20 protein-coding genes are annotated in these 20,727 nt (G+C 65.4%); 4 read left to right on the top strand and 16 right to left on the bottom strand.

Features of this window, described 5'->3' with window-relative positions:
* Nucleotides 1-2 precede the first annotated feature (2 nt).
* The 3 genes from lgt to XaplCFBP3123_RS05005 all read left to right on the top strand — a co-directional run bounded on the left by lgt (nucleotide 3) and on the right by XaplCFBP3123_RS05005 (nucleotide 2,244).
* Nucleotides 3-893: a prolipoprotein diacylglyceryl transferase gene (lgt, locus tag XaplCFBP3123_RS05015; protein WP_104533007.1), complete on the top strand. Its 891-nt coding sequence runs from the start codon at nucleotides 3-5 to the stop codon at nucleotides 891-893.
* Nucleotides 890-1,684 carry a thymidylate synthase gene (locus tag XaplCFBP3123_RS05010; RefSeq protein WP_104533006.1) on the top strand — a complete coding sequence of 265 codons (795 nt, stop codon included), beginning with the start codon at nucleotides 890-892 and terminating at the stop codon, nucleotides 1,682-1,684. Before lgt ends, XaplCFBP3123_RS05010 begins: the two co-directional genes overlap by 4 nt.
* A gap of 65 nt (nucleotides 1,685-1,749) precedes the next feature.
* Nucleotides 1,750-2,244 (top strand): dihydrofolate reductase, encoded by a 495-nt coding sequence (locus XaplCFBP3123_RS05005; protein ID WP_104533005.1) that lies wholly within the window; start codon nucleotides 1,750-1,752, stop codon nucleotides 2,242-2,244.
* 109 nt (nucleotides 2,245-2,353) lie between these two features.
* Here the strand turns inward: XaplCFBP3123_RS05005 and XaplCFBP3123_RS05000 are convergent, their stop codons facing one another.
* From XaplCFBP3123_RS05000 to msuE, 7 genes are all read right to left on the bottom strand, one after another.
* On the bottom strand, nucleotides 2,354-3,427 hold the full coding sequence (locus XaplCFBP3123_RS05000; protein ID WP_104533004.1) for a sigma-54 interaction domain-containing protein: 1,074 nt from the start codon (nucleotides 3,425-3,427) through the stop codon (nucleotides 2,354-2,356).
* A gap of 104 nt (nucleotides 3,428-3,531) precedes the next feature.
* Complete coding sequence (locus XaplCFBP3123_RS04995) at nucleotides 3,532-4,719, bottom strand: acyl-CoA dehydrogenase family protein (protein ID WP_104533003.1); 1,188 nt, start codon at nucleotides 4,717-4,719, stop codon at nucleotides 3,532-3,534.
* Nucleotides 4,720-4,844: 125 nt separating this feature from the next.
* Nucleotides 4,845-5,603 carry an ABC transporter ATP-binding protein gene (locus XaplCFBP3123_RS04990; RefSeq protein ID WP_104533002.1) on the bottom strand — a complete coding sequence of 253 codons (759 nt, stop codon included), beginning with the start codon at nucleotides 5,601-5,603 and terminating at the stop codon, nucleotides 4,845-4,847.
* Nucleotides 5,600-6,454, bottom strand: a complete 855-nt coding sequence (locus tag XaplCFBP3123_RS04985; protein ID WP_104533287.1) for an ABC transporter permease — start codon at nucleotides 6,452-6,454, stop codon at nucleotides 5,600-5,602. Before XaplCFBP3123_RS04985 ends, XaplCFBP3123_RS04990 begins: the two co-directional genes overlap by 4 nt.
* A gap of 8 nt (nucleotides 6,455-6,462) precedes the next feature.
* A complete protein-coding gene (locus tag XaplCFBP3123_RS04980; protein ID WP_104533001.1) occupies nucleotides 6,463-7,467 on the bottom strand; it encodes an aliphatic sulfonate ABC transporter substrate-binding protein in 1,005 nt (334 codons plus the stop codon).
* A 10-nt stretch (nucleotides 7,468-7,477) separates the two neighbouring features.
* The gene (gene ssuD, locus XaplCFBP3123_RS04975) at nucleotides 7,478-8,641 is read right to left on the bottom strand and encodes an FMNH2-dependent alkanesulfonate monooxygenase (RefSeq protein ID WP_104533000.1); all 1,164 of its coding nucleotides are present in this window, start codon (nucleotides 8,639-8,641) and stop codon (nucleotides 7,478-7,480) included.
* A gap of 218 nt (nucleotides 8,642-8,859) precedes the next feature.
* Nucleotides 8,860-9,423 (bottom strand): FMN reductase, encoded by a 564-nt coding sequence (gene msuE / locus XaplCFBP3123_RS04970; protein WP_104532999.1) that lies wholly within the window; start codon nucleotides 9,421-9,423, stop codon nucleotides 8,860-8,862.
* Nucleotides 9,424-10,043: 620 nt separating this feature from the next.
* On the opposite strand from msuE, the gene sfnG reads away from it, so the two are divergent.
* A complete protein-coding gene (sfnG, locus tag XaplCFBP3123_RS04965) occupies nucleotides 10,044-11,147 on the top strand; it encodes a dimethylsulfone monooxygenase SfnG (protein ID WP_104532998.1) in 1,104 nt (367 codons plus the stop codon).
* Nucleotides 11,148-11,229: 82 nt separating this feature from the next.
* Here sfnG and XaplCFBP3123_RS04960 read toward each other — a convergent pair whose 3' ends face one another.
* The 9 genes from XaplCFBP3123_RS04960 to XaplCFBP3123_RS04920 all read right to left on the bottom strand — a co-directional run bounded on the left by XaplCFBP3123_RS04960 (nucleotide 11,230) and on the right by XaplCFBP3123_RS04920 (nucleotide 20,553).
* Entirely contained in the window at nucleotides 11,230-12,189 is a 960-nt protein-coding gene (locus XaplCFBP3123_RS04960; protein WP_104532997.1) for a symmetrical bis(5'-nucleosyl)-tetraphosphatase, read from the bottom strand.
* 28 nt (nucleotides 12,190-12,217) lie between these two features.
* Nucleotides 12,218-12,601 (bottom strand): Co2+/Mg2+ efflux protein ApaG, encoded by a 384-nt coding sequence (gene apaG, locus XaplCFBP3123_RS04955; RefSeq protein WP_104532996.1) that lies wholly within the window; start codon nucleotides 12,599-12,601, stop codon nucleotides 12,218-12,220.
* Nucleotides 12,602-12,637: 36 nt separating this feature from the next.
* Nucleotides 12,638-13,426 carry a 16S rRNA (adenine(1518)-N(6)/adenine(1519)-N(6))-dimethyltransferase RsmA gene (rsmA, locus tag XaplCFBP3123_RS04950; RefSeq protein ID WP_104532995.1) on the bottom strand — a complete coding sequence of 263 codons (789 nt, stop codon included), beginning with the start codon at nucleotides 13,424-13,426 and terminating at the stop codon, nucleotides 12,638-12,640.
* Nucleotides 13,427-13,540: 114 nt separating this feature from the next.
* Nucleotides 13,541-14,509 (bottom strand): 4-hydroxythreonine-4-phosphate dehydrogenase PdxA, encoded by a 969-nt coding sequence (pdxA, locus tag XaplCFBP3123_RS04945; protein ID WP_104533286.1) that lies wholly within the window; start codon nucleotides 14,507-14,509, stop codon nucleotides 13,541-13,543.
* 4 nt (nucleotides 14,510-14,513) lie between these two features.
* Nucleotides 14,514-15,914, bottom strand: a complete 1,401-nt coding sequence (locus tag XaplCFBP3123_RS04940) for a peptidylprolyl isomerase (RefSeq protein WP_104532994.1) — start codon at nucleotides 15,912-15,914, stop codon at nucleotides 14,514-14,516.
* A complete protein-coding gene (gene lptD, locus XaplCFBP3123_RS04935; RefSeq protein WP_104532993.1) occupies nucleotides 15,911-18,343 on the bottom strand; it encodes an LPS-assembly protein LptD in 2,433 nt (810 codons plus the stop codon). Before lptD ends, XaplCFBP3123_RS04940 begins: the two co-directional genes overlap by 4 nt.
* Nucleotides 18,344-18,469: 126 nt before the next feature.
* Nucleotides 18,470-19,378, bottom strand: a complete 909-nt coding sequence (locus XaplCFBP3123_RS04930) for a histone deacetylase family protein (protein WP_104532992.1) — start codon at nucleotides 19,376-19,378, stop codon at nucleotides 18,470-18,472.
* Between the two features lie 37 nt (nucleotides 19,379-19,415).
* Nucleotides 19,416-19,973 (bottom strand): cob(I)yrinic acid a,c-diamide adenosyltransferase, encoded by a 558-nt coding sequence (locus XaplCFBP3123_RS04925; RefSeq protein ID WP_104532991.1) that lies wholly within the window; start codon nucleotides 19,971-19,973, stop codon nucleotides 19,416-19,418.
* A 1-nt stretch (nucleotide 19,974) separates the two neighbouring features.
* Nucleotides 19,975-20,553: a hypothetical protein gene (locus tag XaplCFBP3123_RS04920; RefSeq protein ID WP_104532990.1), complete on the bottom strand. Its 579-nt coding sequence runs from the start codon at nucleotides 20,551-20,553 to the stop codon at nucleotides 19,975-19,977.
* Nucleotides 20,554-20,727 lie beyond the last annotated feature (174 nt).

The raw sequence follows: 20,727 nt of genomic DNA, 5'->3' as shown, positions 1-20,727 counted from the left end.
GCATGATCTATCTGCACGCCATCGACCCCATCGCCTTCTCGCTTGGACCGGTGCAGGTGCACTGGTACGGGTTGATGTACCTGGCCGCGTTCTTCTCCGCCTGGGCACTGGGGCGCTCGCGCATCCTGCGCGGCCGCCTGCCGGGCGTGGACATGGACGGATTCTCCGACCTGTTGTTCTACGGCATGCTCGGCGTGGTGCTGGGCGGGCGCATCGGCTACATGCTGTTCTATGCGTTCGACAGCTTGCTGGCCAACCCATTGATCCTGTTCAAGGTATGGCAGGGCGGCATGAGTTTCCACGGCGGCCTGCTGGGGGTGCTGATCGCCTGCGGGCTGTGGGCGCGCAAGCACCGGCTGCACTTCTTCGACGTGATGGATTTCGTGGCGCCGCTGGTGCCGCTGGGTCTGGGCTTCGGGAGGCTCGGCAATTTTGTCGGCGGCGAGTTGTGGGGCAAGTTCACCGATGCCGGCTGGGGGGTGATCTTCCCGCTTGCGCCGGAGTTGGTAGGCCAATTGCCGGCACAGATTCAGGCGCAGTACGCCGCCGGTGCATTGAACCAGTTCGCGCGCCATCCTTCGCAGCTCTACGAAGCGGCGCTGGAAGGCGTGGTGATGTTCGTGGTGCTGTGGGCGTTCTCGATGCAGCCGCGCGCCCGCTATGCGGTGTCCGGGTTGTTTGCGCTGCTGTACGGCGTGTTCCGCTTCATCGTGGAATTCGTGCGGGTACCGGATGCGCCGATCGGCTACCTGGCCTTCAACTGGCTGACGATGGGGCAAATCCTGAGCCTGCCGTTGATTGCGGTGGGCCTGGTGCTGCTGGCGATGTCGCGCCGCGCGCCGGTGTTGCAGCCGGTGCGGGTGCAGACCGCGGGCGTGGAGGCGGCCAAGTGAAGCCCTATCTGGACCTGCTGCAGCATGTGCTGGCACACGGCGCCGAGAAGTCCGATCGCACCGGCACCGGCACGCGCAGCGTGTTCGGCTGGCAGATGCGCTTCGACCTCAATGACGGCTTTCCGCTGGTCACCACCAAGAAATTGCATCTGCGCTCGATCATCCACGAGCTGCTGTGGTTCCTGCAGGGCGACACCAATATCGGCTATCTCAAGGACCACCAGGTCCGCATCTGGGACGAATGGGCCGACGCCGATGGCAATCTCGGCCCGGTCTACGGCAAGCAGTGGCGGCGCTGGACCGGCCCGGACGGGATCGAGATCGACCAGATGCAATGGCTGGTGGACGAGATCAAGCGCAACCCGGATTCGCGCCGGCTGGTGATCAGCGCATGGAATGTCGGCGAACTGCCGCAGATGGCCTTGATGCCATGCCACAGTCTGTTCCAGTTCTATGTGGTCGATGGCAAGCTCAGCTGCCAGCTGTATCAGCGCAGCGGCGACATCTTTCTGGGTGTGCCGTTCAATATCGCCAGCTACGCACTGCTGACCCATATGGTGGCGCAGGCCACCGGCCTGGGCGTGGGCGATTTCGTGCATACGCTGGGCGATGCGCACCTGTACTCGAATCACTTCGAGCAGGCACGCGAGCAACTGACCCGCACCCCGCGCGCGCTGCCGCGCCTGCGCCTGAATCCCGCCGTGACCGACCTGTTCGCGTTCCGCTTCGAGGACATCGCCATCGAGGGTTACGACCCGCATCCGGCGATCAAGGCGCCGGTGGCGGTGTAAGCGTCGCTTGGCTGGCGAGTGATGCCACACATTGATTTGATGTTCGAAGGGATATCGTCCGCTGCATGAAACTTATCCTGATCGTCGCCTTCGACCGCAACAACGCCATTGGCCGTGATAACGAATTGCCGTGGAAGCTGCCGGACGACCTGAAGCGCTTCAAGGCGCTGACCTTGGGCAAGCCGATCCTGATGGGGCGCAAGACTGCGCAATCGTTGGGACGTGCCTTGCCGGGACGTTTGAACCTGGTGCTGACGCGTGCCGGGCAGGTGCCGTTTGCGGCCATGCGGGCGGTGGCGTCGGTCGATGAGGCGATTGCGCAGGCCGAGGCGGCCGGTGCGCAGGAGCTGTGCGTGATCGGTGGCGGCGAGGTCTATCGCCTGACCATGGAACGTGCCGACCTGCTGGCTGTCACCGAGGTGGACACCAGCGTGGAGCGGGCCGACACCTACTTTCCGCCGATCGACCCGGCCGTTTGGGAGGCCGTGCAGCGCGAACAGCACGCGGTCGATGCGCGACATGCCTTCGCGTTCGACTATGTCGACTATCGGCGGCGCTGAGGCTTGCGTTTCGACTGAAGAGCGAGTGGCTCGGCGGTTGCGGCAACCCGTGCCGTCCATGCGCTGTTGGGTACTGCGCGCAGATCACGTTCAAGCAGCTGCCGCGCGATCACCCGATACGCTTGTTCACCACCAGCTCGCCCAACGCGATCAGGCGCGCACGCACGATGTTGCGGCTTAATCCCAGTAAGGCGGCAGTTCTGACCTGATTGTGGTGACAGTGGCGATAGGCGGCGCGGAACAGTTGGTCTTCGACCGTTGCATGCAGTGCGGCGCCGGCACTTTCGAACAAGCTGTCGAAGGCGCGTTGGAGCAAGGCCTGGCCGTCTTCAGGCGCATCGCCGCCTGCCTGCGCCGGAAGTCGCAGTTGCGACAGGCGGATGTCCTGGGCATGCACCACACCATCGCGATGGATCAACAAGGTGTGGTGGATGACGTTTTCCAGTTCGCGGATATTGCCCGGCCAGGGATACTCCACCAGCAGGCGTTCGGCGTCCGCGCTGATCGTCACCTGGCCGTGGCCCAGCCGCTGGCTGTAGATGTCGACGAAGTGGCGAATCAGCGGCGGAATGTCGCCAGGCCGGTCGCGCAGCGGCTTGAGTTCCACACCGACCACGTTGAGGCGGTAGAACAGGTCCTGGCGAAAATGCCCTTGCCCAATCGCCTGATCCAGCGGCACGTTGGTGGCGGCCAGGACGCGCACGTCGATCGGCACGCTACGGCGCGAGCCCAGCCGCACCACTTCGCGCTCCTGCAGCACGCGCAGCAGCTTGACCTGAATCGGCATCGGCAGATCGCCGATTTCGTCGAGAAACAAGGTACCGCCGTTGGCTTCCTCGAACCAGCCGGCCTTGGCGCTGAGCGCGCCGGTGAAGGCGCCTTTCTCGTGCCCGAACAGTTCCGCATCCACCAGCGATTCGCTGAAAGCGCCGCAATTGACCGCCACGAACGGGTGGCGCGCACGCGCGCTGCAGTTGTGGAGGTGGCGTGCGACCAGTTCTTTACCGGTGCCCGATTCGCCGACGATCAGCACGCTGGCTTCGCTCGGCGCTACGCGTTCGAGGTGTGCCAGCAATGCCTGCGAGGAAGGGTCTTCGAACACGTGCGCGCTGGCGCGTACGGGGTGGTTGGCGGGCGCGCGCTGTTGCGCGGCAGGCAAGCTCAGCAAGCGGAGATCGGACATGGGACGGGCTCGTGCATGGGGGAGGGACGGGCGCGAGGCGGCGTCGGTTCAACACGGCGGGACGCGAGGTCCGAATTGCAGGTGCAGGCCGAGCATCGGAAGGCTCAAGAATAGAAACTGGGCGTGGGCGGCTGCTGGCGCAGCGCCCATTCGCCGAGTTCGCGGAGCTTGTAATCGACCGGGTCGTGCAGCGTCTGGGTGCGCAGGTTGCGCCAGTAGCGGTCCAGCCGCAGCGCGGCGTGCGTGGCGCGCGCGCCGGTGACCTCGAACAGCTTGCTGCACACCTCCAGCCCGACCCGGGTAGTGGCGACCTTGGCGGCAGCCACCGCCAACGCGACCTGCGCGCGTTCGTCACTGCTTAGTGCGTGTTCTTTACGCCAGGCGGTGTCTAGCAATTCTGCAGCGCGGCCGGTGAGCAGCCGGGCGCTTTCCAGGCCCAGCCAGAACTCGCCGTAATGAGCCAGGATATAAGGGTCGTCACTGGCCTGCTCGACCCCGGAGCGGTGCCAGGCGCGGGCCTCGGTCAGGGTGTAGGTGCGCGCTTGCTCGAATGCGCCTTCGGCGATGCCCAGGAACAGATGCGCGAACAGCAACTGTGCGATCAAGGGGCGTAGACAGGCGAACGGCGTGCTCAAAGGCCCGGGGTCGAGCAGCAGCTCGCTTTCTTCCACGCGCACGCGCTCGAAGGTAGTGCTGCCGCTGTCGGTCTGGCGTTGGCCGATGTTGTCCCAGTCGTGGCCCAGCGTGATGCCGCTACGCGCGGTGGGAATGGCGCCGATCAACAGCTTGCCGCTGCGTTCGTCCAATGCGGAGGCGATCAGCATCTGTGAGTCGATCGCGCCGGAACAGAAGCTTTTCCTGCCGGAGAACTCGCGCCATCCTTCGCATTGCACGGCGATGGTGCGGGTATCCAGCGGATTGAGCGCGTTGCCCCAGAACCATTGCTTGCGCGCAGTCTGCTCCAGCCACGGCTGCCACTGCGCTGGCTGGCCGAACAGGCGCACGGTGGCCAGCATCAAATGATGGAAGCCGAAGACATGCGCGATGGAGCTATCGACCTTGGCGAACGCGCGCACGATCTGCAGCACCTCGCTCCAGCTGGCACCAAGGCCGCCGTATTGCAGCGGAATGCTGAGGCCGAGCAGGCCGCTGGCACGCAGCGCGTCGCGCTCGGCCTTGGGCGTGCCGCCGCGTGCATCGCGCTCGACGGCGGTGTCGGCGAAGTCGGCGGCCAGGCGCTGGGCGGCCTGCAATGGATTGAGCACAGTCGGTTGCGGTTGACGGCTGGTCATACGCGATGGCCTTGTCTTGATACGAAAGGAGGAGTGCTGGCCGAAGGAATCATCAGCGCGACTGCAGATGATCGCGGCCGCTGACGCGCGCCGCCCTGGGCACGAATTCCAGCCCGGAACGCCGGTCAAAACACATGGATGTCGTGCAGCGCTGCGAGCAGGGTCTGACGAGCCTGACGCAGCGCCTGTTCGTCGGCTTGGCGATCGCGCGGACGTGGCGTGTCCAGCCGCAATGCGTGCGCGATCGATCCGGGCTGGCCGCCGATGACGATCGCACGGTCGCTCAGATACACCGCTTCGTCGATGTCATGGGTCACCAGCAGTACGCTGAAATCGTGTTCGTTGGCCAGACGCAGCAGCAACTCCTGCAATTTGAGACGGGTGAAGGCATCCACCGCGCTGAAGGGTTCGTCGAGCAGCAGCACGCGCGGTTGCCGGTACAGCCCACGGGCCAGCGCCACGCGTTGCGTCTGGCCGCCGGACAGCTGCTTGGGCAGCGCGCTTGCGTAGTCGAGCAGCCCGACCTCGCTGAGCAACTGCCGCACGCGTGGAGATTGCCGCGCCGCAGCTGGCGATAGATCGCTTTCGTCGGCGAAGGCGACATTGGCGGCGACGTCCAGCCACGGCAGCAGGCGCGGTTCCTGGAAGATGAAGCCGATACGCCGGTCGACACCGCGCACACGCGCACCATCCAGCACCACCTCGCCGGTGTAATCGCGTTCCAGGCCGGCCACGATGCGTAGCAGGGTGCTCTTGCCGCAGCCGCTTGCACCGATCAGGCTGACGATCTCGCCCGGCGCCAGTTGCAGGTCGATGTCGCGCAGCACATGGCGCGCGCCGAACTGCTTTGCGGCGATACGCAGCTGCAGACCGGTGCCGCTCACGTGTGGTCTCCTGCGTGAGCGGGCACGCTGCGGTTCTGCAGGTTGTCGCGCCAGCGCAAGGTGCGCGATTCGATCGCCTTGAGCACGCCATCGCTGAGCTTGCCGAGCAGGGCCAGCAGCACGATCGCGCCGATCACGATGTCCGGCCGCGAGGTCTCGCGCCCGTCGCTGAGCAGATAGCCCAGCCCGCGCGTGGCGGCGATCAGTTCGGCGGCCACCAGAAACATCCAGGCCAGACTCAGGCTGGTGCGCAGCCCGGTAAAGATGGACGGCAGCGCTGCCGGTAGCAGGATCCGCCGCACCAGCCGCGGTTTGGACAGGCCGTAGCTTTCGCCCAGTTCCACCAGCGTGCGGTCGACCTGGCGCAGGCCGCTGACCACACCCAGATACACCGGAAAAAACGCACCGATGGCGATCAGGGTGATCTTCGGCGCTTCGTCGATGCCCATCCACAGCAACAGCAACGGCACCCAGGCTAGGCTGGGCACCGCGCGCAGCGCCTGGAAGCTGGGGTCGATCAGCTGTTCCAGCCAGCGGCTCAGGCCCACCCCCACGCCGATCAGCAAGCCCAGGCCGGCACCGATGGCGAAGCCGGCCAACACCCGCAACACGCTGGCGCCGATATGGCTGGTCAGCCCGCGGCCTGCTTCGTCAGCCAGCGTGGTCAGGATCTGGCTGGGCGGCGGCAGCAGGTAGCGCGGTGTCCAGCCGAGCGCCGAGGCGATTTCGAGCGCGCCGAAAAAGCTCAATGGCAACAGCCAACCCAGGCTGCTGGCCGGCAGTCTGAGTCGCGTTCGCGAGCGCGGAGTGGTCGCCAAGGTGCGCGCGGCGTGCAAGGAGGTGTTGTTCATCGCCACGCTCAGCCCTGCGCCACGCGTGCGCGTTTGGCGTAATCGGGATCGATCAGTGCGGCCAGCACCTTGTTCAGATCGGTGCCGGGCCGGACCAGGCCCTCTTCCAGCAGGATGGGCGCCGCGCTGTGCAGCGCCGCGCGCTCTTCGGGACCAATCACCGGATTGCGCAGGTCGGTGCGCTGCAGCTGTAGCGTAGCGACCTGGAGCGACAACCGGGCCTCGGCGGCGATCAGTGCGGCAAGTTCGTCGGGGTGCGCGATCGCCCATTTGCGCGCTTTTTCGTAGGCCTGGATCACCAGCGGAATCTGATCGGGATAAGCAGCCGCGAACGTCTCGCTGACATTCAGGAAGCCACGGGAATTGAAGGCGACGTTGCGGTAGATCAAGCGCGTGCCGGCCTCGATCTGGCTCGCGGCGAGGTGCGGGTCCAGGCCGGACCAGGCGTCCACATCGCCGCGTTCGAGCGCGGTGCGCCCGTCAGGATGCTGCAGATGGACGATCTCCACGGCGTTCTTGCTCAACCCGGCCTGCCGCAACGCGCGCAGCAGGAACAGGTAGGCGTCAGTGCCCTTGGTGGCGGCGATGCGTTTGCCTTTGAGTTCGGTCAGCTGCCGGATGGGCGAATTCTTGCCCACCGCCAGCGCGATCCATTCCGGCCGCGAGTAGATGTACACGGCCTTGATCGGATTGCCGTTGGCGCGCGCCAGCAGCGAGGCCAGGCCGGCGGTGCTGCCGAAGTCGATGCTGTTGCCGCCCAGGTATTCGAGTGCGCGATTGCTGCCGGCCGACAGCACCCACTTGACCTGCGTGCCCTGCGCCTTGAGCGCTTCTTCCAGCCAGCCGAAGTGCTTGAGCACCAGCGAGGTCGGCGAGTAGTAGGCGTAGTCCAGGCGCAGCTGTTTGGGAGCCGAGGGTTTGGCTTGCGCAAAGGCGGCGCTCGACAGCAGCGGCGGGGCGCCGAGCGCGACGCCGGCGAGGGTTCCTAAGGTGAGCAGATTGCGACGCTTCATGGTATGTCCTTCAGCGCGCCGAGGCGCGCGGCACAATGGTGTTGGCGATGACCTCGCCGAAGGGACCGCTCAGGGCCTGCCCGGGCAGCTTCTGTTTGACTGCGCGCGGCAGCAGCGGGAACACCAGTTCGGCGAAGCGATAGGCCTCCTCCAGATGCGGATAGCCGGAGAAGATGAAGGTGTCGATGCCGAGTGCGGCGTATTCCTCGATACGCGCGGCCACGGTCTGCGGGTCGCCGACCAATGCGGTGCCGGCACCGCCGCGCACCAGGCCGACCCCGGCCCACAGGTTGGGGCTGACTTCCAGATCGGCGCGGGTGCGGCGCTGACCGCGGCTGTGCAATGCGGCCATGCGACGCTGGCCCACCGAATCCATGCGCGCAAACGCACTCTGTGCGCGCTCCACGGTGTCATCGTCGAGGTGACTGATCAGCGCCTCGGCTGCCGCCCAGGCCTGTGCATCGGTTTCGCGCACGATCACGTGCAGGCGGATGCCGAAGGTGAGCGTGCGCCCGAGCGCGGCGGCCTTGCTGCGTACCGAGGCGATCTTTTCCGCCACCGCCTGCGGCGGCTCGCCCCAGGTCAGATAGGTATCCACCTGCTCGGCGGCCAACTCGTGCGCAGCGTCGGAAGAGCCACCGAACCACACCGGCGGATACGGCTGCTGCACAGTGGGGTACAGCAGCTTGGCCGCCTTGACCTGCAGATGTTTGCCGTCGAAGTCGTAGCTGTCGCCGGCGTGGCCGTGGGCGATGATTTCGCGCCAGATGCGGATGAATTCTGCCGAGGCTTCATAGCGCTCGGCGTGGTCGAGAAACACGCCATCGCCTTCCAGCTCGCCGCGGTCGCCACCGGTGACCAGGTTCACCAGCAGGCGCCCGCCGGACAGCCGGTCGAAGCTGGCGGCCATGCGTGCTGCCAGCGCCGGCGCCATCAGGCCGGGACGCAGTGCGACCAGAAACTTCAGCCGGCGTGTGGCATTGATCAGGCTGGATGCGATCACCCAGGGGTCTTCGCAGGAACGCCCGGTAGGAATCAGCACACCGTCGTAGCCCAGCGTGTCGGCCGCAACGGCCACCTGGGTGACGTACTCGGCGCTGACCTGGCGTGCGCCCTCGCTGGTGCCCAGATAGCGGCTGTCGCCGTGGGTGGGAATGAACCAGAACATATCCATGGTTGGTCTCGGTAATGCGAGTCCCTCGCAAGAAACCGCAGATCCATTTGCGGGGATTTAATGGGCGAGTCCGTTGCGAGAGCGCTCATCCATTGCGAGGCTCCGCTCGGGCAACTGCTTTTCGAATTGGCACTGTCATGTACGGGAACTTGGTGGCGCTTTGTTTCGAAACGGCCAGCACTGCAGTGTTCGCGCGTTTCATTGAGCGCGACTTGTGATCAGGCGATGCGGCGCAGCGCGTCGCGGCGGGCGCCGAGCAGGCCGGCGGCGCGCTCGGCAGCCAGTTCGATGCGTTGGTGTAGCGCTGGGCTGGCCACGCGGTAATCCTGGAAATCGGTCTCGGTGGCATAGATGCCGATCGGCAAGGTCAATGCCTGGAAGAAGGCGAACAGCGGGCGCAGTTGGTGATCGATCACCAGCGCGTGCCGCTCGCTGCCGCCTGTCGCCGCGAGCAGCACCGGCGTGTCGATCAGCGCATTGATGTCGATCAGATCGAACACGTGCTTGAGCAGCCCGGGATAGGAGCCGCGATACACCGGCGCAACGACCAATAGCAGGTCGGCCGATTCGATCTGGCGCAATGCCTGCTCCGACGTTTCGTCCAATTCGCTGCGCCACAGTGCCGCGCCCAGCGGCCGGGCGATATCGCCGAGCTGCAGGATGCTGGATTTGATCGCTAGTCGTTGCGCAAGTTCGGCAAGCGTTGCCTCAGCCAAGGCAAGGCTGCGAGAGGGGCGCGAGGTGCCGCCGGAAACGGCAACGACATTCAACGGAGTACGCATGCGTGGGTCCTGTGGTGGCGGTGTCTGATGGCAACGCAATGTCCGTGCCATCCGGATAGCAACAGTGTTGCTGCAGAAACAAAAAACGATGCCTCGACACTGTTTCTGTATCGACAGCGGGGCATTCCATCTGACTGCACGCCGCCAGACATGGCAATGGTGCGCAGCCTTCAAATGCACGCAAGGCTTATCAGATTTGAGAATGTCTTGATGAAAAATCCGGTAATTCGCCTTAGTTTTCGATTTGGCCATCGCAGCTCATGGCGTTTATGTCATGACGAAAGTGCGTGCAGATATAACGGCGCAGAAAATGTTTGTGCAGAAACATCGAAGCAGCAGTTTTTTGCAGAAAGTTGCGAAGGGTGTGCTGGATTCAGTGGGTTTTACCGACGCCCCACGACCTGCATGCGCTGATTTCGTGTCTCGCTGGCGATGGCACGCGATGTGCGTGCAGTGTGGCCGCAGCGCAACGCATTCCAATGCGCTTGGAACGTCGGCACTGATTCATCGCTTTTTCGCGATCGCTGCAGTTTCGACATGGCAGTCCGGTCCAGCGCGTCATGCGCGACGCCACCTTACGTTCGCTGCCCGATCCCACGTCTCTTTCTGAGGAATTCGCAATGAGCCATTCGAGCAAAACCAATCCGCTGACGTTTGCCTACTGGGTGCCCAATGTCAGTGGTGGGCTGGTCGTCAGCACGATCCCGCAGCGCACCGACTGGCGTCTGGACTACAACGTGCGCCTGGCGCAGGCGGCCGAGCATGCCGGTTTCGACTACGCGCTCACCCAGATCCGTTTCACCGCCGGTTATGGCGCTGAGCATCAACACGAGTCGGTGTCTTTCAGCCAGGCCTTGCTGCACGCCACCACGCGGTTAAAGGTGCTGGCCGCGATCCTGCCCGGGCCGTGGACGCCGGCGGTGGTGGCCAAGCAGATCGCCACCATCGATCACATCAGCAACGGCCGCATCGCCATCAACGTGGTCAGCGGCTGGTTCAAGGGCGAGTTCTTGGCCATCGGCGAGCCCTGGCTGGAACACGACGAACGCTATCGCCGTTCCAAGGAATTCATCCAGGTGCTCAAGGGGATATGGACCCAGGATAGTTTTAGTTTCCACGGCGATTTCTATCGTTTCAACGATTACACGCTCAGTCCCAAACCGCTGCAGAAACCGCATCCGGAGATCTTCCAGGGCGGCAGTTCGCGCGCGGCGCGCGACAATGCAGCCAGCGTGTCGGACTGGTACTTCACCAACGGCAATACGCCCGAGCAGTTACGGCTGCAGATCGACGACATCCAGACCAAGGCGGCAGCCAACGGTCACACCGTCAGAGTCGGCGTCAATGCGTTCGTCATCGCGCGCGACACTGAAGCGCAGGCTAAGGCCGTGCTGCAGGAGATCATCGCGCATGCGCATGTCGATGCGGTCAATGCGTTCGGGGATGCCGCGCGTCAGGCTGGGCAGGCATCTCCGGAAGGCCAAGGCAATTGGGCTACCTCCACGTTCGAGGATCTGGTGCAGTACAACGATGGCTTTCGCACCAATCTGATCGGCACCCCGCAGCAGATCGCCGAACGCATCCTCGCCCTGCAGGACGTGGGCGTGGATTTGGTGCTGTGCGGCTTCCTGCACTTCATCGAGGAAGTCGAATACTTCGGCCGCGAAGTCCTGCCGCGCGTACGCGCGCTGGAAGCCGAACGTGCGGGCGTGCCAGTCGCGTAGCGACTGCGCGCTAACGTTGAGGCGCGCTCGCCGAGGCACTGGCTCGGCATGCTGCTACCCGTATGCCGACCAGGCCCGCTGCTCAGTCTGCAGCGGGAGCGGGTGGCGCCGTATTCGGAGCAGTGGGAGCACTTGCGTTCGCGTTCGGGTTGTCGCCACCACCCCGCTGGCGTTGACGCCGGCGCGGCGGCCGGTTGCGCTGCGCGCTCTGTGTTGGCTGCGTGATCGGGATTCCCGGCACCTGCACCACGCGCAGTTCGTCGGTATCCAACTGCAGGGCGGTGAGCTTGCCGCCCCACACCGCACCGGTATCGATGGCGTGCACCCCCTGGGTGATGGTCAGCCCAAGCGCGGACCAATGCCCGCAGACGATCTTGAGATCGCGCTCGACCCGGCCCGGCACTTCGAACCACGGATACAGGCCTTGCGCCTGGGTACCCGGCGTGCCCTTGTCGTCGGTGGCGATGCGCCCGCGCGGGGTGCAATAGCGCATGCGCGTGAACAGGTTGATGATCGCGCGGCTGCGGTCGTACCCGCTCAGGCCCGGCGACCAGCCTGGCTGATCGCCGTACATGTTGCGCAGCAGTTTGCGATAGCCGCCGCCCTGCAGTTGCTGCTCGACCTCGCGTGCATGTTTCTCGGCCATCTGCGTGGTCCACTTCGGCGCCAGTCCGGCATGGATCATCATCCAGCCCAGCTCACGGTCCACGTGCGCCAGCTTCTGCATCCGCAGCCAGTCGAGCAGCAGGTCGCGGTCTTCGGCCAGCACGATGCGCAGCAGATCCGGATTGACCTTGCGCTGTTCCTCTTCCGAACGCGCGCCGATCGCCAGCAGCGACAGATCATGGTTACCCAGCACCACCGCGCTATGCGCACGCAGCGAATGCACCAGACGCAGCGTTTCCAGCGATTGACCGCCGCGGTTGACCAGATCGCCGCAGAACCACAACGTGTCCTGCGCGGGGTCGAAGTTGATTTTTTCCAGCAGGCGCTGGGTGATGTCGTAACACCCCTGCAGATCGCCAATTGCCCAGACGCTCATCGCGTGCGCTCCATCAGTCCAGCATCCATCAGTGCAGTGTCCTGGGTACGCTCAGCACGAAGGCGGCGATCGGGGCGGTGAATTCGGTGCCATCGTCGGCCACCATGTCGTAGTGACCTTGCATCTGTCCCTGCTCGGTCTCCAGCAGCACACCGGAGGTGTAACTGAACGCCTCGCCGGGACGCAGCCAGGGTTGCTCACCGACCACGCCTTCGCCATCCACCCGTTCGGTGCGTCCGTTGGCGTCGGTGATCTGCCAGTGGCGTGCGACCAGGCGCGCAGGCACGGCACCCGCGTTCTGGATGCGGATGCTGTAGGCGAAGGCATAGCGGCCTTCGTCGGGGGTCGATTGATGGGCGAGGAAGCGGGGCGACACCTCGACCTCGACCCGGTAGCGCGGATCATCGTGCATGCGGAAAGTCTAAAGAAAACCGTGTGGGAGCGGCGCTCAAGCCGGCTCGACATTGGCCAGACGGATGAAATCCGCGACCTCGAGTTGTTCGGCGCGTGCATCCGGGCGCACCTGCGCGGCCTCGAAATGGGCGGGCTCGCAGACGCTGGACAAGGCATTGCGCAGGGTCTTGCGACGCTGGCCGAAGCCGGCGCGCACCACGTCGGCAAACCGCCGCCGATCCCTGATCAGCACCGTGGCCGGATCGCGCGGCACCAGCCGTACCACCGCCGAGTCCACCTTCGGTGGCGGCCGGAACGCGCCCGGCGGCACCACGAACAGCGCGGTCACCTCGCAGTACGCCTGCAGCATCACGCTCAAGCGCCCGTACACCTTGCTGCCGGGGCCGGCGGCCATGCGGTCGACCACTTCCTTTTGCAGCATGAAGTGCATGTCGGCCACCGCTGCGGCATGGTCCAGCGCATGGAACAGGATCGGCGAGGAGATGTTGTAGGGCAGGTTGCCGACCAGCCGGATCGGCGTGCCATCGGCCAGCGCGGTGAAATCCACACTGAGCACATCGCGATGGATGATGCTCAGCGCACCGATCGGTGCGGCGGCATCGGTCAATGGTGCGATCAGGTCGCGGTCGAATTCGATCACGGTCAGTGCGCCGTGCTTGCGCAGCAGCGGAAAGGTGATCGCGCCCTGACCAGGGCCGATTTCGACCAGGTGCTGGCCGGCGCGCGGGTCCACCGCCTGCACGATGCGGTCGATGTAATACCGGTCGGCAAGAAAGTGCTGGCCAAGCGACTTCTTGGCCGGTGCGCTGAAAGAATGATTCATGCGCGCAGTTTAACGTGGCAGCGCCTGCACGCGGCGCCGGTTACGTGCCTGCAAGACACGACAGATGGGCTGCGTGCACGCTGCGCACCGTCCAACGCGGCAATCGCCCCTCGCTCAGCCGCGTGCTGCCAGACGCGCGCACAGGTCGGTGGCCGCCATCAGGCTGGACGGGTCGGCGATCCCGCGCCCGGCCAGTTCCAGCGCGGTGCCATGATCGACCGCCACGCGCGGATAGGGCAGGCCGAGCGTGATGTTGACCGCCTGCTCGAAGCCGCTGTACTTGAGCACCGGCAGGCCCTGGTCGTGATACATCGCCACCACTGCATCGAAACCGGTGAGCTTCTGCGGCAAAAATGCGGTGTCGGCCGGCAGCGGGCCGATCAGCTGCATGCCGTCGCCGCGTAGCTGCTCCAGCACCGGGATGATGATGTCCAGTTCCTCGCGGCCCAGGTGCCCGTCTTCGCCGGCATGCGGGTTGAGGCCAAGCACCGCGATGCGGGGGCGTTCCAGGCCGAAGTCGCGTCGCATCGCGGCGTCGGTGATGCGCAGGCAGCGCGCAACGGCGTCGGCGGTGATCGCATCTGCCACTGCGCGTAGCGGCAAATGGGTGGTTACCAGGGCGACGCGCACGATGGCATTGGCCAGCATCATCACCACCTGGCAGCCCGCCTGTTCAGCCAACAGCTCGGTGGTGCCGGTGTAGGGGATGCCGCCGGCATTGATCACTGCCTTGTGCACCGGGCCGGTGACGATGCCCTGCAGCTTGCCGGACAGGCAGTCGCCGGCAGCGCCGCGCAGGCCGGTAATGACCGCTGCCGCATTGGCGGGGTCTGCGGTGCCGAAACGTGTAGGCACGGCTTGGCGAATCGGATGCAGCGGCAGGTCGCCGGGGGCATGCGCGCGCTGATCCGGATCGAGCAGCCGCACAGACAAAGACAGCGCCTTTGCGGCGCTGTGCAGGGTGTCCGGATCGGCGTAGGCGATCAGGTGGGCGTCGGAGCGCGGCCGCTGGGCGAGCCGGACGCACAGTTCCGGCCCGATCCCGGCCGGCTCGCCTGGCACCAGCGCGAGCGACGGGAGCATCGAATCAGCGCGTCGGCTGTGCCGGCGGCGGCGTCGGTGCGGCAGGCGCCGCAGGGTCGGCGGGCTTGGCTGGCGCAGCGCTGGCATCGCCATCGGCGCGGTCGCCGGTGCGGAAGCTCACATACGCTTCGCCACGCAGTTCCTGCAGGTAGCGGTTGTACTCTTCTTCCAGCTTGCGACGGCCGATCGTTTCACGGATCTGCGCACGCTGGCTTTCGGCACTGACGTCGGTCTGACGGCTACCCACGCGCTGCACGATGTGCCAACCCGCCTGGGTGCGGAACGGTTCGGACACCGCGCCGTCGGCCAGGCCTTCGACCTGCTTGCCGAAGTCCGGGCCGAACGCATCGGCCGGGAACCAGCCCAGATCGCCACCCTGACCACGGCTGTTGGTGTCTTCGGAGGACTCCTTGGCGGTGGCCTGGAAATCGGCGCCGCCGGTGATGCGCGCACGCAGCGTGTCGATCTTGGCCTTGGCCTGGGCCTCGGTCTGGTTGTCGCCGATGCGCACCAGGATGTGGCGCGCGTTGTATTCGGTGACCAGCTTCTTTTCGCCGCCGGCATTGGCGTCGCGCATTTCCACCAGCTTGAGCAACTGGAAACCGCTCGGACCACGCAGCGGACCGGCGATCTGGCCAGGCTGCATGTCGCGGATCAGCTGGGCGAATGCGTTCGGGATTTCGTCCAGGCTGCGCCAGCCCAGGTCGCCGCCTTCCAGCGCATTCGGGCTGTCGGAATACCGCACTGCCGCTGCCGAGAAGTCCAGCTCGCCCTTGTCGATCAATGCCTTCACGCCATCGACCTTTTTCTGGCCGGTGGCGATCTGATCGGCCGTCGCGCCTTCCGGCAGGCCGACCAGGATGTGCGCCAGGTGATATTGGCTGCCGGTGGTGGCCTGCTGCGCCAGCGCTGTGTCCACTTCACCTTCGCTCACGCTGATGCGGCTCTGCGCGAAGCTCTGACGCAGGCGCTGCACGATGATTTCGTCGCGCACCGAGGCGCGGAAGTCGCCATAGCCCATGCCGTCTGCCGCCAGCTTTTGACGCAAGCCGTCCACGGTAGTGCCGTTCTGCTGGGCGATGCTGGCGATGGCGCGGTTGAGTTCCTCGTCGCTGACGCGGATACCGCTGCCGTCGGCGCGGCCGACCTGCAATTTGACCAGGACCAGACGCTCGAGCACCTGACGCTGCAGGACATCGTCCGGCGGCAGCTGGTTTTCCCGGCCGGCGTACTGCGACTTGACGTTGCGCACGGCGCGATCGAGTTCGCTCTGCAACACCACGTCTTCATCGACGATGGCGGCAATGCGATCCAGCGGCTGGGATTGCTGCGCCGAGGCCAACGGCGAGAGCGTGCTGGTGAGTACCAGCAGCGAGGCGAGAACAACAGAGAAAGGCTTGGTCATGGAATCAAGTTCGGATCGTAATCGTCCGGATTAGTCGTGGTGTTGCTGGGCGGGACCAGGTACAGGTCGTCGCGGTAATAGCCGAGAATAGCACGGCGCAAAGTGCGGTCCGTGTTCTGGCCGAACGAGCTCAGGCCCTTCAATACGAACTCGAACTGGATGGAATTGTCCATCTCGCCATCGCGGTTGCGCACGAACCGGCGCACCAGCGCGCGCACCGCCAGGCAGCAGCTGTCCCACTGCACGCCGCCGATCATCTCCAGCGGTTTGCGATCCAGCAGCGAGTAGTAATAGCGGCCGACCGCACTCCAGGTGGGGTTGATCGGGTACAGGAACGAGAAGTCGGCCTGCTCGAGCTGGTCGCTGTTATTGGTCGGATTGCGGCGATAGCGATACGCCAGATTGATGATGCCGTCGTTATTGAGCAGATAGCGCGTGCGCAGGCTGGCCAGATCTTCCTTGCGCGAGTTGGGGTTCCACTGATACGTGGCACCCATCGACCAGCGGTCGTTGATCATGTAGTTGGCATCGGCCACCCAGGCGGACTTGCCCTGCTCGATGGGTTGTTCGCTGCCGGCGGCCGAATTGGTGCTGTTGTTGATGGTGACCAGCGAATCGTTGAAGTACAGGATCTGGCCTGCACTCAGCGACAACTTCTCGCGACCATCGTCCTGGCGCAGCCAGCGCGAGGTCACCGCCAGGGTCAGCTGGTTGGCATCGTTCTGACGGTCGGCACCGGTGTAACGCGAGTCACGAAACAGCTGCCCGTAGCTGAAGGTGAACGGACGCGTATCGAAGACCGGCAGGTCGTCCTGGTCGCGGTACGGCACGTACAGGTAGTACATCCGCGGTTCCAGCGTATTGAGATAGTTGGTACCGAACAGCGAGGTCTCGCGGTCGAAATACAGGCCGGCGTCCAGCGAGGCGATCGGCAGGCTGCGCGAGGGGGAACGATCACCGGTCAGCGGCGCGGTGTTGGCCAACGTCGAATCCAGCTGATACGTGGTGTAGCGCCATGCCACGGTCGGGGTGAAGAACCAGGCTGCGCCGGACAACGGCATCGAGATGTAGGGCTTGATGTCAAGGCGCGACCCGCTGCCGTACTCCTTGTTGCGGATGTTGGTGCGGACATAATCGTCGTCATCGTCATTACCGCTGGTGCTCCCGCTCAACGGGGGCCTGACGAAGTAAGAATCATCGTGAGTGAACCGCACCGCTTCGGCATACACGCCCGCCTCGAAGATGCCGAACGGCTTGTCCCAGGTGAAATACGCGCGCGGCTGGCGGTTGTAGGGCAGCGACTGCTCGTCCAGGGTGTAGTCGGTAAGCTGCCAGCGATCCGCCATCAGGCCGGCGGTCCAGGTCTCGCCGGTGCCGTAGATGCCCACGGTGCTCTGCAGGCTGGAGGCCGAGCCCATGCCGTTCAGGCGGCTGGTGAAGTCTTCCACATAGCGCGTATCGCTGACCCAGGAGATGCTGCTGCGCGCCTGCCAATATTTGTCGATGTCATGGTAGCCGCTGTAGAAGACGCTGCCACGGTCCTTGTCGCGCAACTTGTCGTTGGGCAGATAGTTGCCGGTGATCTCGCCGCGACCATTTTCGTACAGATAGCGGAACTCGGTGCCGAACATGAAACCGCGCTTGCTCATGTAGCGCGGCAGCAGGGTCGCGTCGTAGTTCGGCGCCAGGTTCAGGTAGATCGGCTGCAGGTAGTCGAAGCCGTTGCGGCCGGACAGGCCGAACTGCGGGAACAGCAGGCCGGTCTGGCGACGATCGTCGATCGGGAACTTGAACCACGGGAAATACAGCACCGGCACCTTGCCGATCTGCAGCACGGCGTTGCGTGCGGTGCCGAAGCCTTCTTCGTTGTCGACGTCGATCTCCGGCGCGCGTACCCGCCAGATCGGCTGCGAGGGATCGCAGGTGGTATAGGTCGAACGGTGCATCTGCCCGACCTGGCCCTGCAGATCCACCGAATCCGCGGCACCGTTGCCGCGCCGGTCCACCAGCTGGTACTGGATGTTGGTGACCTTGTGGGCGTCGGTGTCCTGATTGCCTTCGGCGCGGTCGGCGACCATGCGGAAGGAGGTGTCCTGATAGCGGACATTGCCTTCGGCGATGTAGTTGCCGGTCTCGGTATCCATGCGCAGGTTGTCCGCGCCCAGGAACTGGTCGCCGCGCTTGAGCGCCACATTGCCCTGGTACTGAGGGGTGGTGCTGGTGCCGGACAGCTGGTCGCCTTCGATGTCGGTCGGCAACTGCTGGCGCATCTCGGCGGCCTTGGCATCGGCGGCGGGGGCGCCGTCGAAGCCCGGCAGCGGATCCACGGCCGGGCACAGTCCCCAGTTCAACGGCTTGTCGGCAGCCATGGCCGGTAGGCAGATGGCGATGCTCAAAGGCAGGGGCAGCAGGCGGAGAACTCGGCGCACGCGTGATTCAACCAGTAAAATGGCGACTAGCTTGCCGTATACCCCGCATAGGGGCAATGAAAAGCTCCCTGGTCGGGAGGGCGAGGTTCATCGCAATGGGGGGCGCGAGCAACGCGCCGGCGGGGTTCAACGCAGCGCGGCCACGTGCGCCACGCTGCTTTCGCGCAAGGCCTGCAGGTCGTAGCCGCCTTCCAGCATGGACACCACCCGGCCACGGGCATGCCGCTCGGCCAGGGTGCGCAGCGCGCCGGTCAACCAGGCGAAATCGTCGGCATCGAGCATCAGATCGGCCAGCGGATCGCGCAGATGCGCATCGAAGCCGGCCGAGATCAGGATCAGCTGCGGGCGGAAGGCATCGATCAGCGGCAGCATCTCGTCCTCCCATACATTGCGGAAGCGCAGCCCGTCGCTGCCTGGTTGCAGCAGCAGGTTGTGGATATTGCCGATGCCGCGCTCGTAAACGCTGCCCGAGTGCGGATAGAGCCCGGACTGGTGGGTGCTGAGATACTGCACGCTCGGGTCGCGTTCGAAGATCGCCTGCGTGCCGTTGCCGTGGTGCACGTCGAAATCCACGATGGTGATCCGTTCCAGCCCATGCCGGTCGCGCGCATGCGCGGCGGCCACGGCAATGTTGTTGAACAGGCAAAAGCCCATCGACACCTGCCCGGTGGCGTGGTGGCCGGGCGGGCGGACCGCGCAGAAGGCGGTGCGGGTGGCGTCCTGCATGACCGCGTCCACCGCGGCGATGCCGGCACCGGCCGCGCGCAATGCCGCCGCGCGCGAGCCGGGCGACATCACGGTGTCCACGTCGAGCCGGTGATGGCCGTCGAAGGGGGTTTCCAGCACCGCATCGACCTGTTCGCGCTCGTGCACCCGGCACAGGTCGCCGAGCTTGGCCAGCGGCGCCTCGCGCCAGTCCAGATCCGGGAAGGCGTCGCGCAGGGCATCGACCACCGCTTCCAGGCGGGCGGGGCGCTCGGGATGCTCGGGGCCGGCGTCGTGGCCGAGGCAGGCGGGATGGGTAAAAACCAACATGGGGCAAATCTAGCCTGTCCGCCGTGCCATGTGCAGGTCAGCCGCGTCGGCGGTCGTGCCGCCACAGCACTTCCTGCCGGCCGTCGGCACGCGCCAGCACGCGCGCCAGCACGAACAGCAGGTCCGACAACCTGTTCAGATAGCCGATCGCCTCGCTGCGCACGGTCTCCTGGCGTGACAGCGCAACGGTCTCGCGCTCGGCCCGGCGCACGATGGTGCGGGCCAGATGGCAACGCGCGGCGGCCTCGCCACCGGCCGGCAGGATGAATTCCTTCAACGGGGGGAGCGTGTCGTTAAAATGATCCAGATGGCGCTCCAGCGCGTCGATATCGGCGCTATCGATCGCCGCATGGCCGGGGATGCATAGCTCGCCGCCCAGATCGAACAACTGGTGCTGGAGGGTGGACAGCAGCTCGGCGATCGGTTCCGGCACGCCGGGGGCGGCCAGCAGCACGCCGATGGCCGAATTGGCTTCGTCCACGGTGCCGTAGGCGTTGACGCGCAGCGCGTCCTTGCCGGTACGGCTGCCGTCGCCCAGGCCGGTGCTGCCGTCGTCGCCGGTGCGCGTATAGATCCGCGAGAGCCGGTTGCCCATCTCAGCCGGCCTGGATCTGGCCGGGCGCGCCGGTCAGGCGCTCGGCGGCCAGCTGGATCGCCGCGGCAGCCGCGACATACAGCGCGGCGCTGCGCAGATACGGCCCCAGCCAGTCGCTGTAGTTCTTGAACCAGCCGCCCACGCTCGGCTCGGACACGCTGGCGCTGATCCAATAGAAGCTGCCCTGAGCGATCAACTGGCATAGCGCCACGGAGAGCAACAGCGCCGGCACCAGCCTGGCCAGCGCGCTCCACTGCGCGCCGTGGTACTGCCGACGCAGCCACACGCCACCGGCCCACAGCGCGAAATACGCAGGGATCAGGCACCAGTACGCCGGCGACACGCAGTAATGCTGCCAGAAGCTCAGGCCCTGGTTGGTGATCACCAGCCAGTCCACCGCCACCGCCAGCAGCATCAGCAGCGGGAACGCCAGCCTGGTGCGCGCGGCCAGATGAAAGCCGCCGATGAAGAACACCGCCCAGGACGCGTCCGGGATCGGCGCGAAGTGATTGATCCGCGTGGCCGCCATCAGGACGGCGAGCAGGCTCAGAATCAGGGTGTCGTGCGAGCGAGGAGTCATGCGCGGATGTAGCCGGATCACAGGCTGGCGAGTGTAGCGTGGAACCCGGCACGCCCGCGCCATTGGCGGCCTTGCGGGAGCCGCCTGGCGCAAGCGACGCAGGCAGCGCTGCTGTTGCCGAACACCTCAGACGCAAACCGGTGGGTGCCTGGATGCGCCCTGCACCGCAAGGGT

Source organism: Xanthomonas arboricola pv. populi (genome assembly GCF_002939945.1).
Classification (GTDB): Bacteria; Pseudomonadota; Gammaproteobacteria; order Xanthomonadales; family Xanthomonadaceae; genus Xanthomonas; species Xanthomonas arboricola_A.
Note: the sequence above shows the minus strand (reverse complement) of the source record. Positions and strands in the feature narration are given on the sequence as shown.

Excerpts from the sequence above, each read along its gene's own strand:
- lgt (WP_104533007.1), top strand. The coding sequence starts at position 3 with ATGATCTATCTGCACGCCATCGACCCCATCGCCTTCTCGCTTGGACCG.
- XaplCFBP3123_RS05005 (WP_104533005.1), top strand. The coding sequence starts at position 1,750 with ATGAAACTTATCCTGATCGTCGCCTTCGACCGCAACAACGCCATTGGC.
- XaplCFBP3123_RS05000 (WP_104533004.1), bottom strand. The coding sequence starts at position 3,427 with ATGTCCGATCTCCGCTTGCTGAGCTTGCCTGCCGCGCAACAGCGCGCG.
- XaplCFBP3123_RS04995 (WP_104533003.1), bottom strand. The coding sequence starts at position 4,719 with ATGACCAGCCGTCAACCGCAACCGACTGTGCTCAATCCATTGCAGGCC.
- XaplCFBP3123_RS04985 (WP_104533287.1), bottom strand. The coding sequence starts at position 6,454 with ATGAACAACACCTCCTTGCACGCCGCGCGCACCTTGGCGACCACTCCG.
- XaplCFBP3123_RS04980 (WP_104533001.1), bottom strand. The coding sequence starts at position 7,467 with ATGAAGCGTCGCAATCTGCTCACCTTAGGAACCCTCGCCGGCGTCGCG.
- ssuD (WP_104533000.1), bottom strand. The coding sequence starts at position 8,641 with ATGGATATGTTCTGGTTCATTCCCACCCACGGCGACAGCCGCTATCTG.
- msuE (WP_104532999.1), bottom strand. The coding sequence starts at position 9,423 with ATGCGTACTCCGTTGAATGTCGTTGCCGTTTCCGGCGGCACCTCGCGC.
- sfnG (WP_104532998.1), top strand. The coding sequence starts at position 10,044 with ATGAGCCATTCGAGCAAAACCAATCCGCTGACGTTTGCCTACTGGGTG.
- XaplCFBP3123_RS04960 (WP_104532997.1), bottom strand. The coding sequence starts at position 12,189 with ATGAGCGTCTGGGCAATTGGCGATCTGCAGGGGTGTTACGACATCACC.
- apaG (WP_104532996.1), bottom strand. The coding sequence starts at position 12,601 with ATGCACGATGATCCGCGCTACCGGGTCGAGGTCGAGGTGTCGCCCCGC.
- rsmA (WP_104532995.1), bottom strand. The coding sequence starts at position 13,426 with ATGAATCATTCTTTCAGCGCACCGGCCAAGAAGTCGCTTGGCCAGCAC.
- pdxA (WP_104533286.1), bottom strand. The coding sequence starts at position 14,509 with ATGCTCCCGTCGCTCGCGCTGGTGCCAGGCGAGCCGGCCGGGATCGGG.
- XaplCFBP3123_RS04940 (WP_104532994.1), bottom strand. The coding sequence starts at position 15,914 with ATGACCAAGCCTTTCTCTGTTGTTCTCGCCTCGCTGCTGGTACTCACC.
- XaplCFBP3123_RS04930 (WP_104532992.1), bottom strand. The coding sequence starts at position 19,378 with ATGTTGGTTTTTACCCATCCCGCCTGCCTCGGCCACGACGCCGGCCCC.
- XaplCFBP3123_RS04925 (WP_104532991.1), bottom strand. The coding sequence starts at position 19,973 with ATGGGCAACCGGCTCTCGCGGATCTATACGCGCACCGGCGACGACGGC.
- XaplCFBP3123_RS04920 (WP_104532990.1), bottom strand. The coding sequence starts at position 20,553 with ATGACTCCTCGCTCGCACGACACCCTGATTCTGAGCCTGCTCGCCGTC.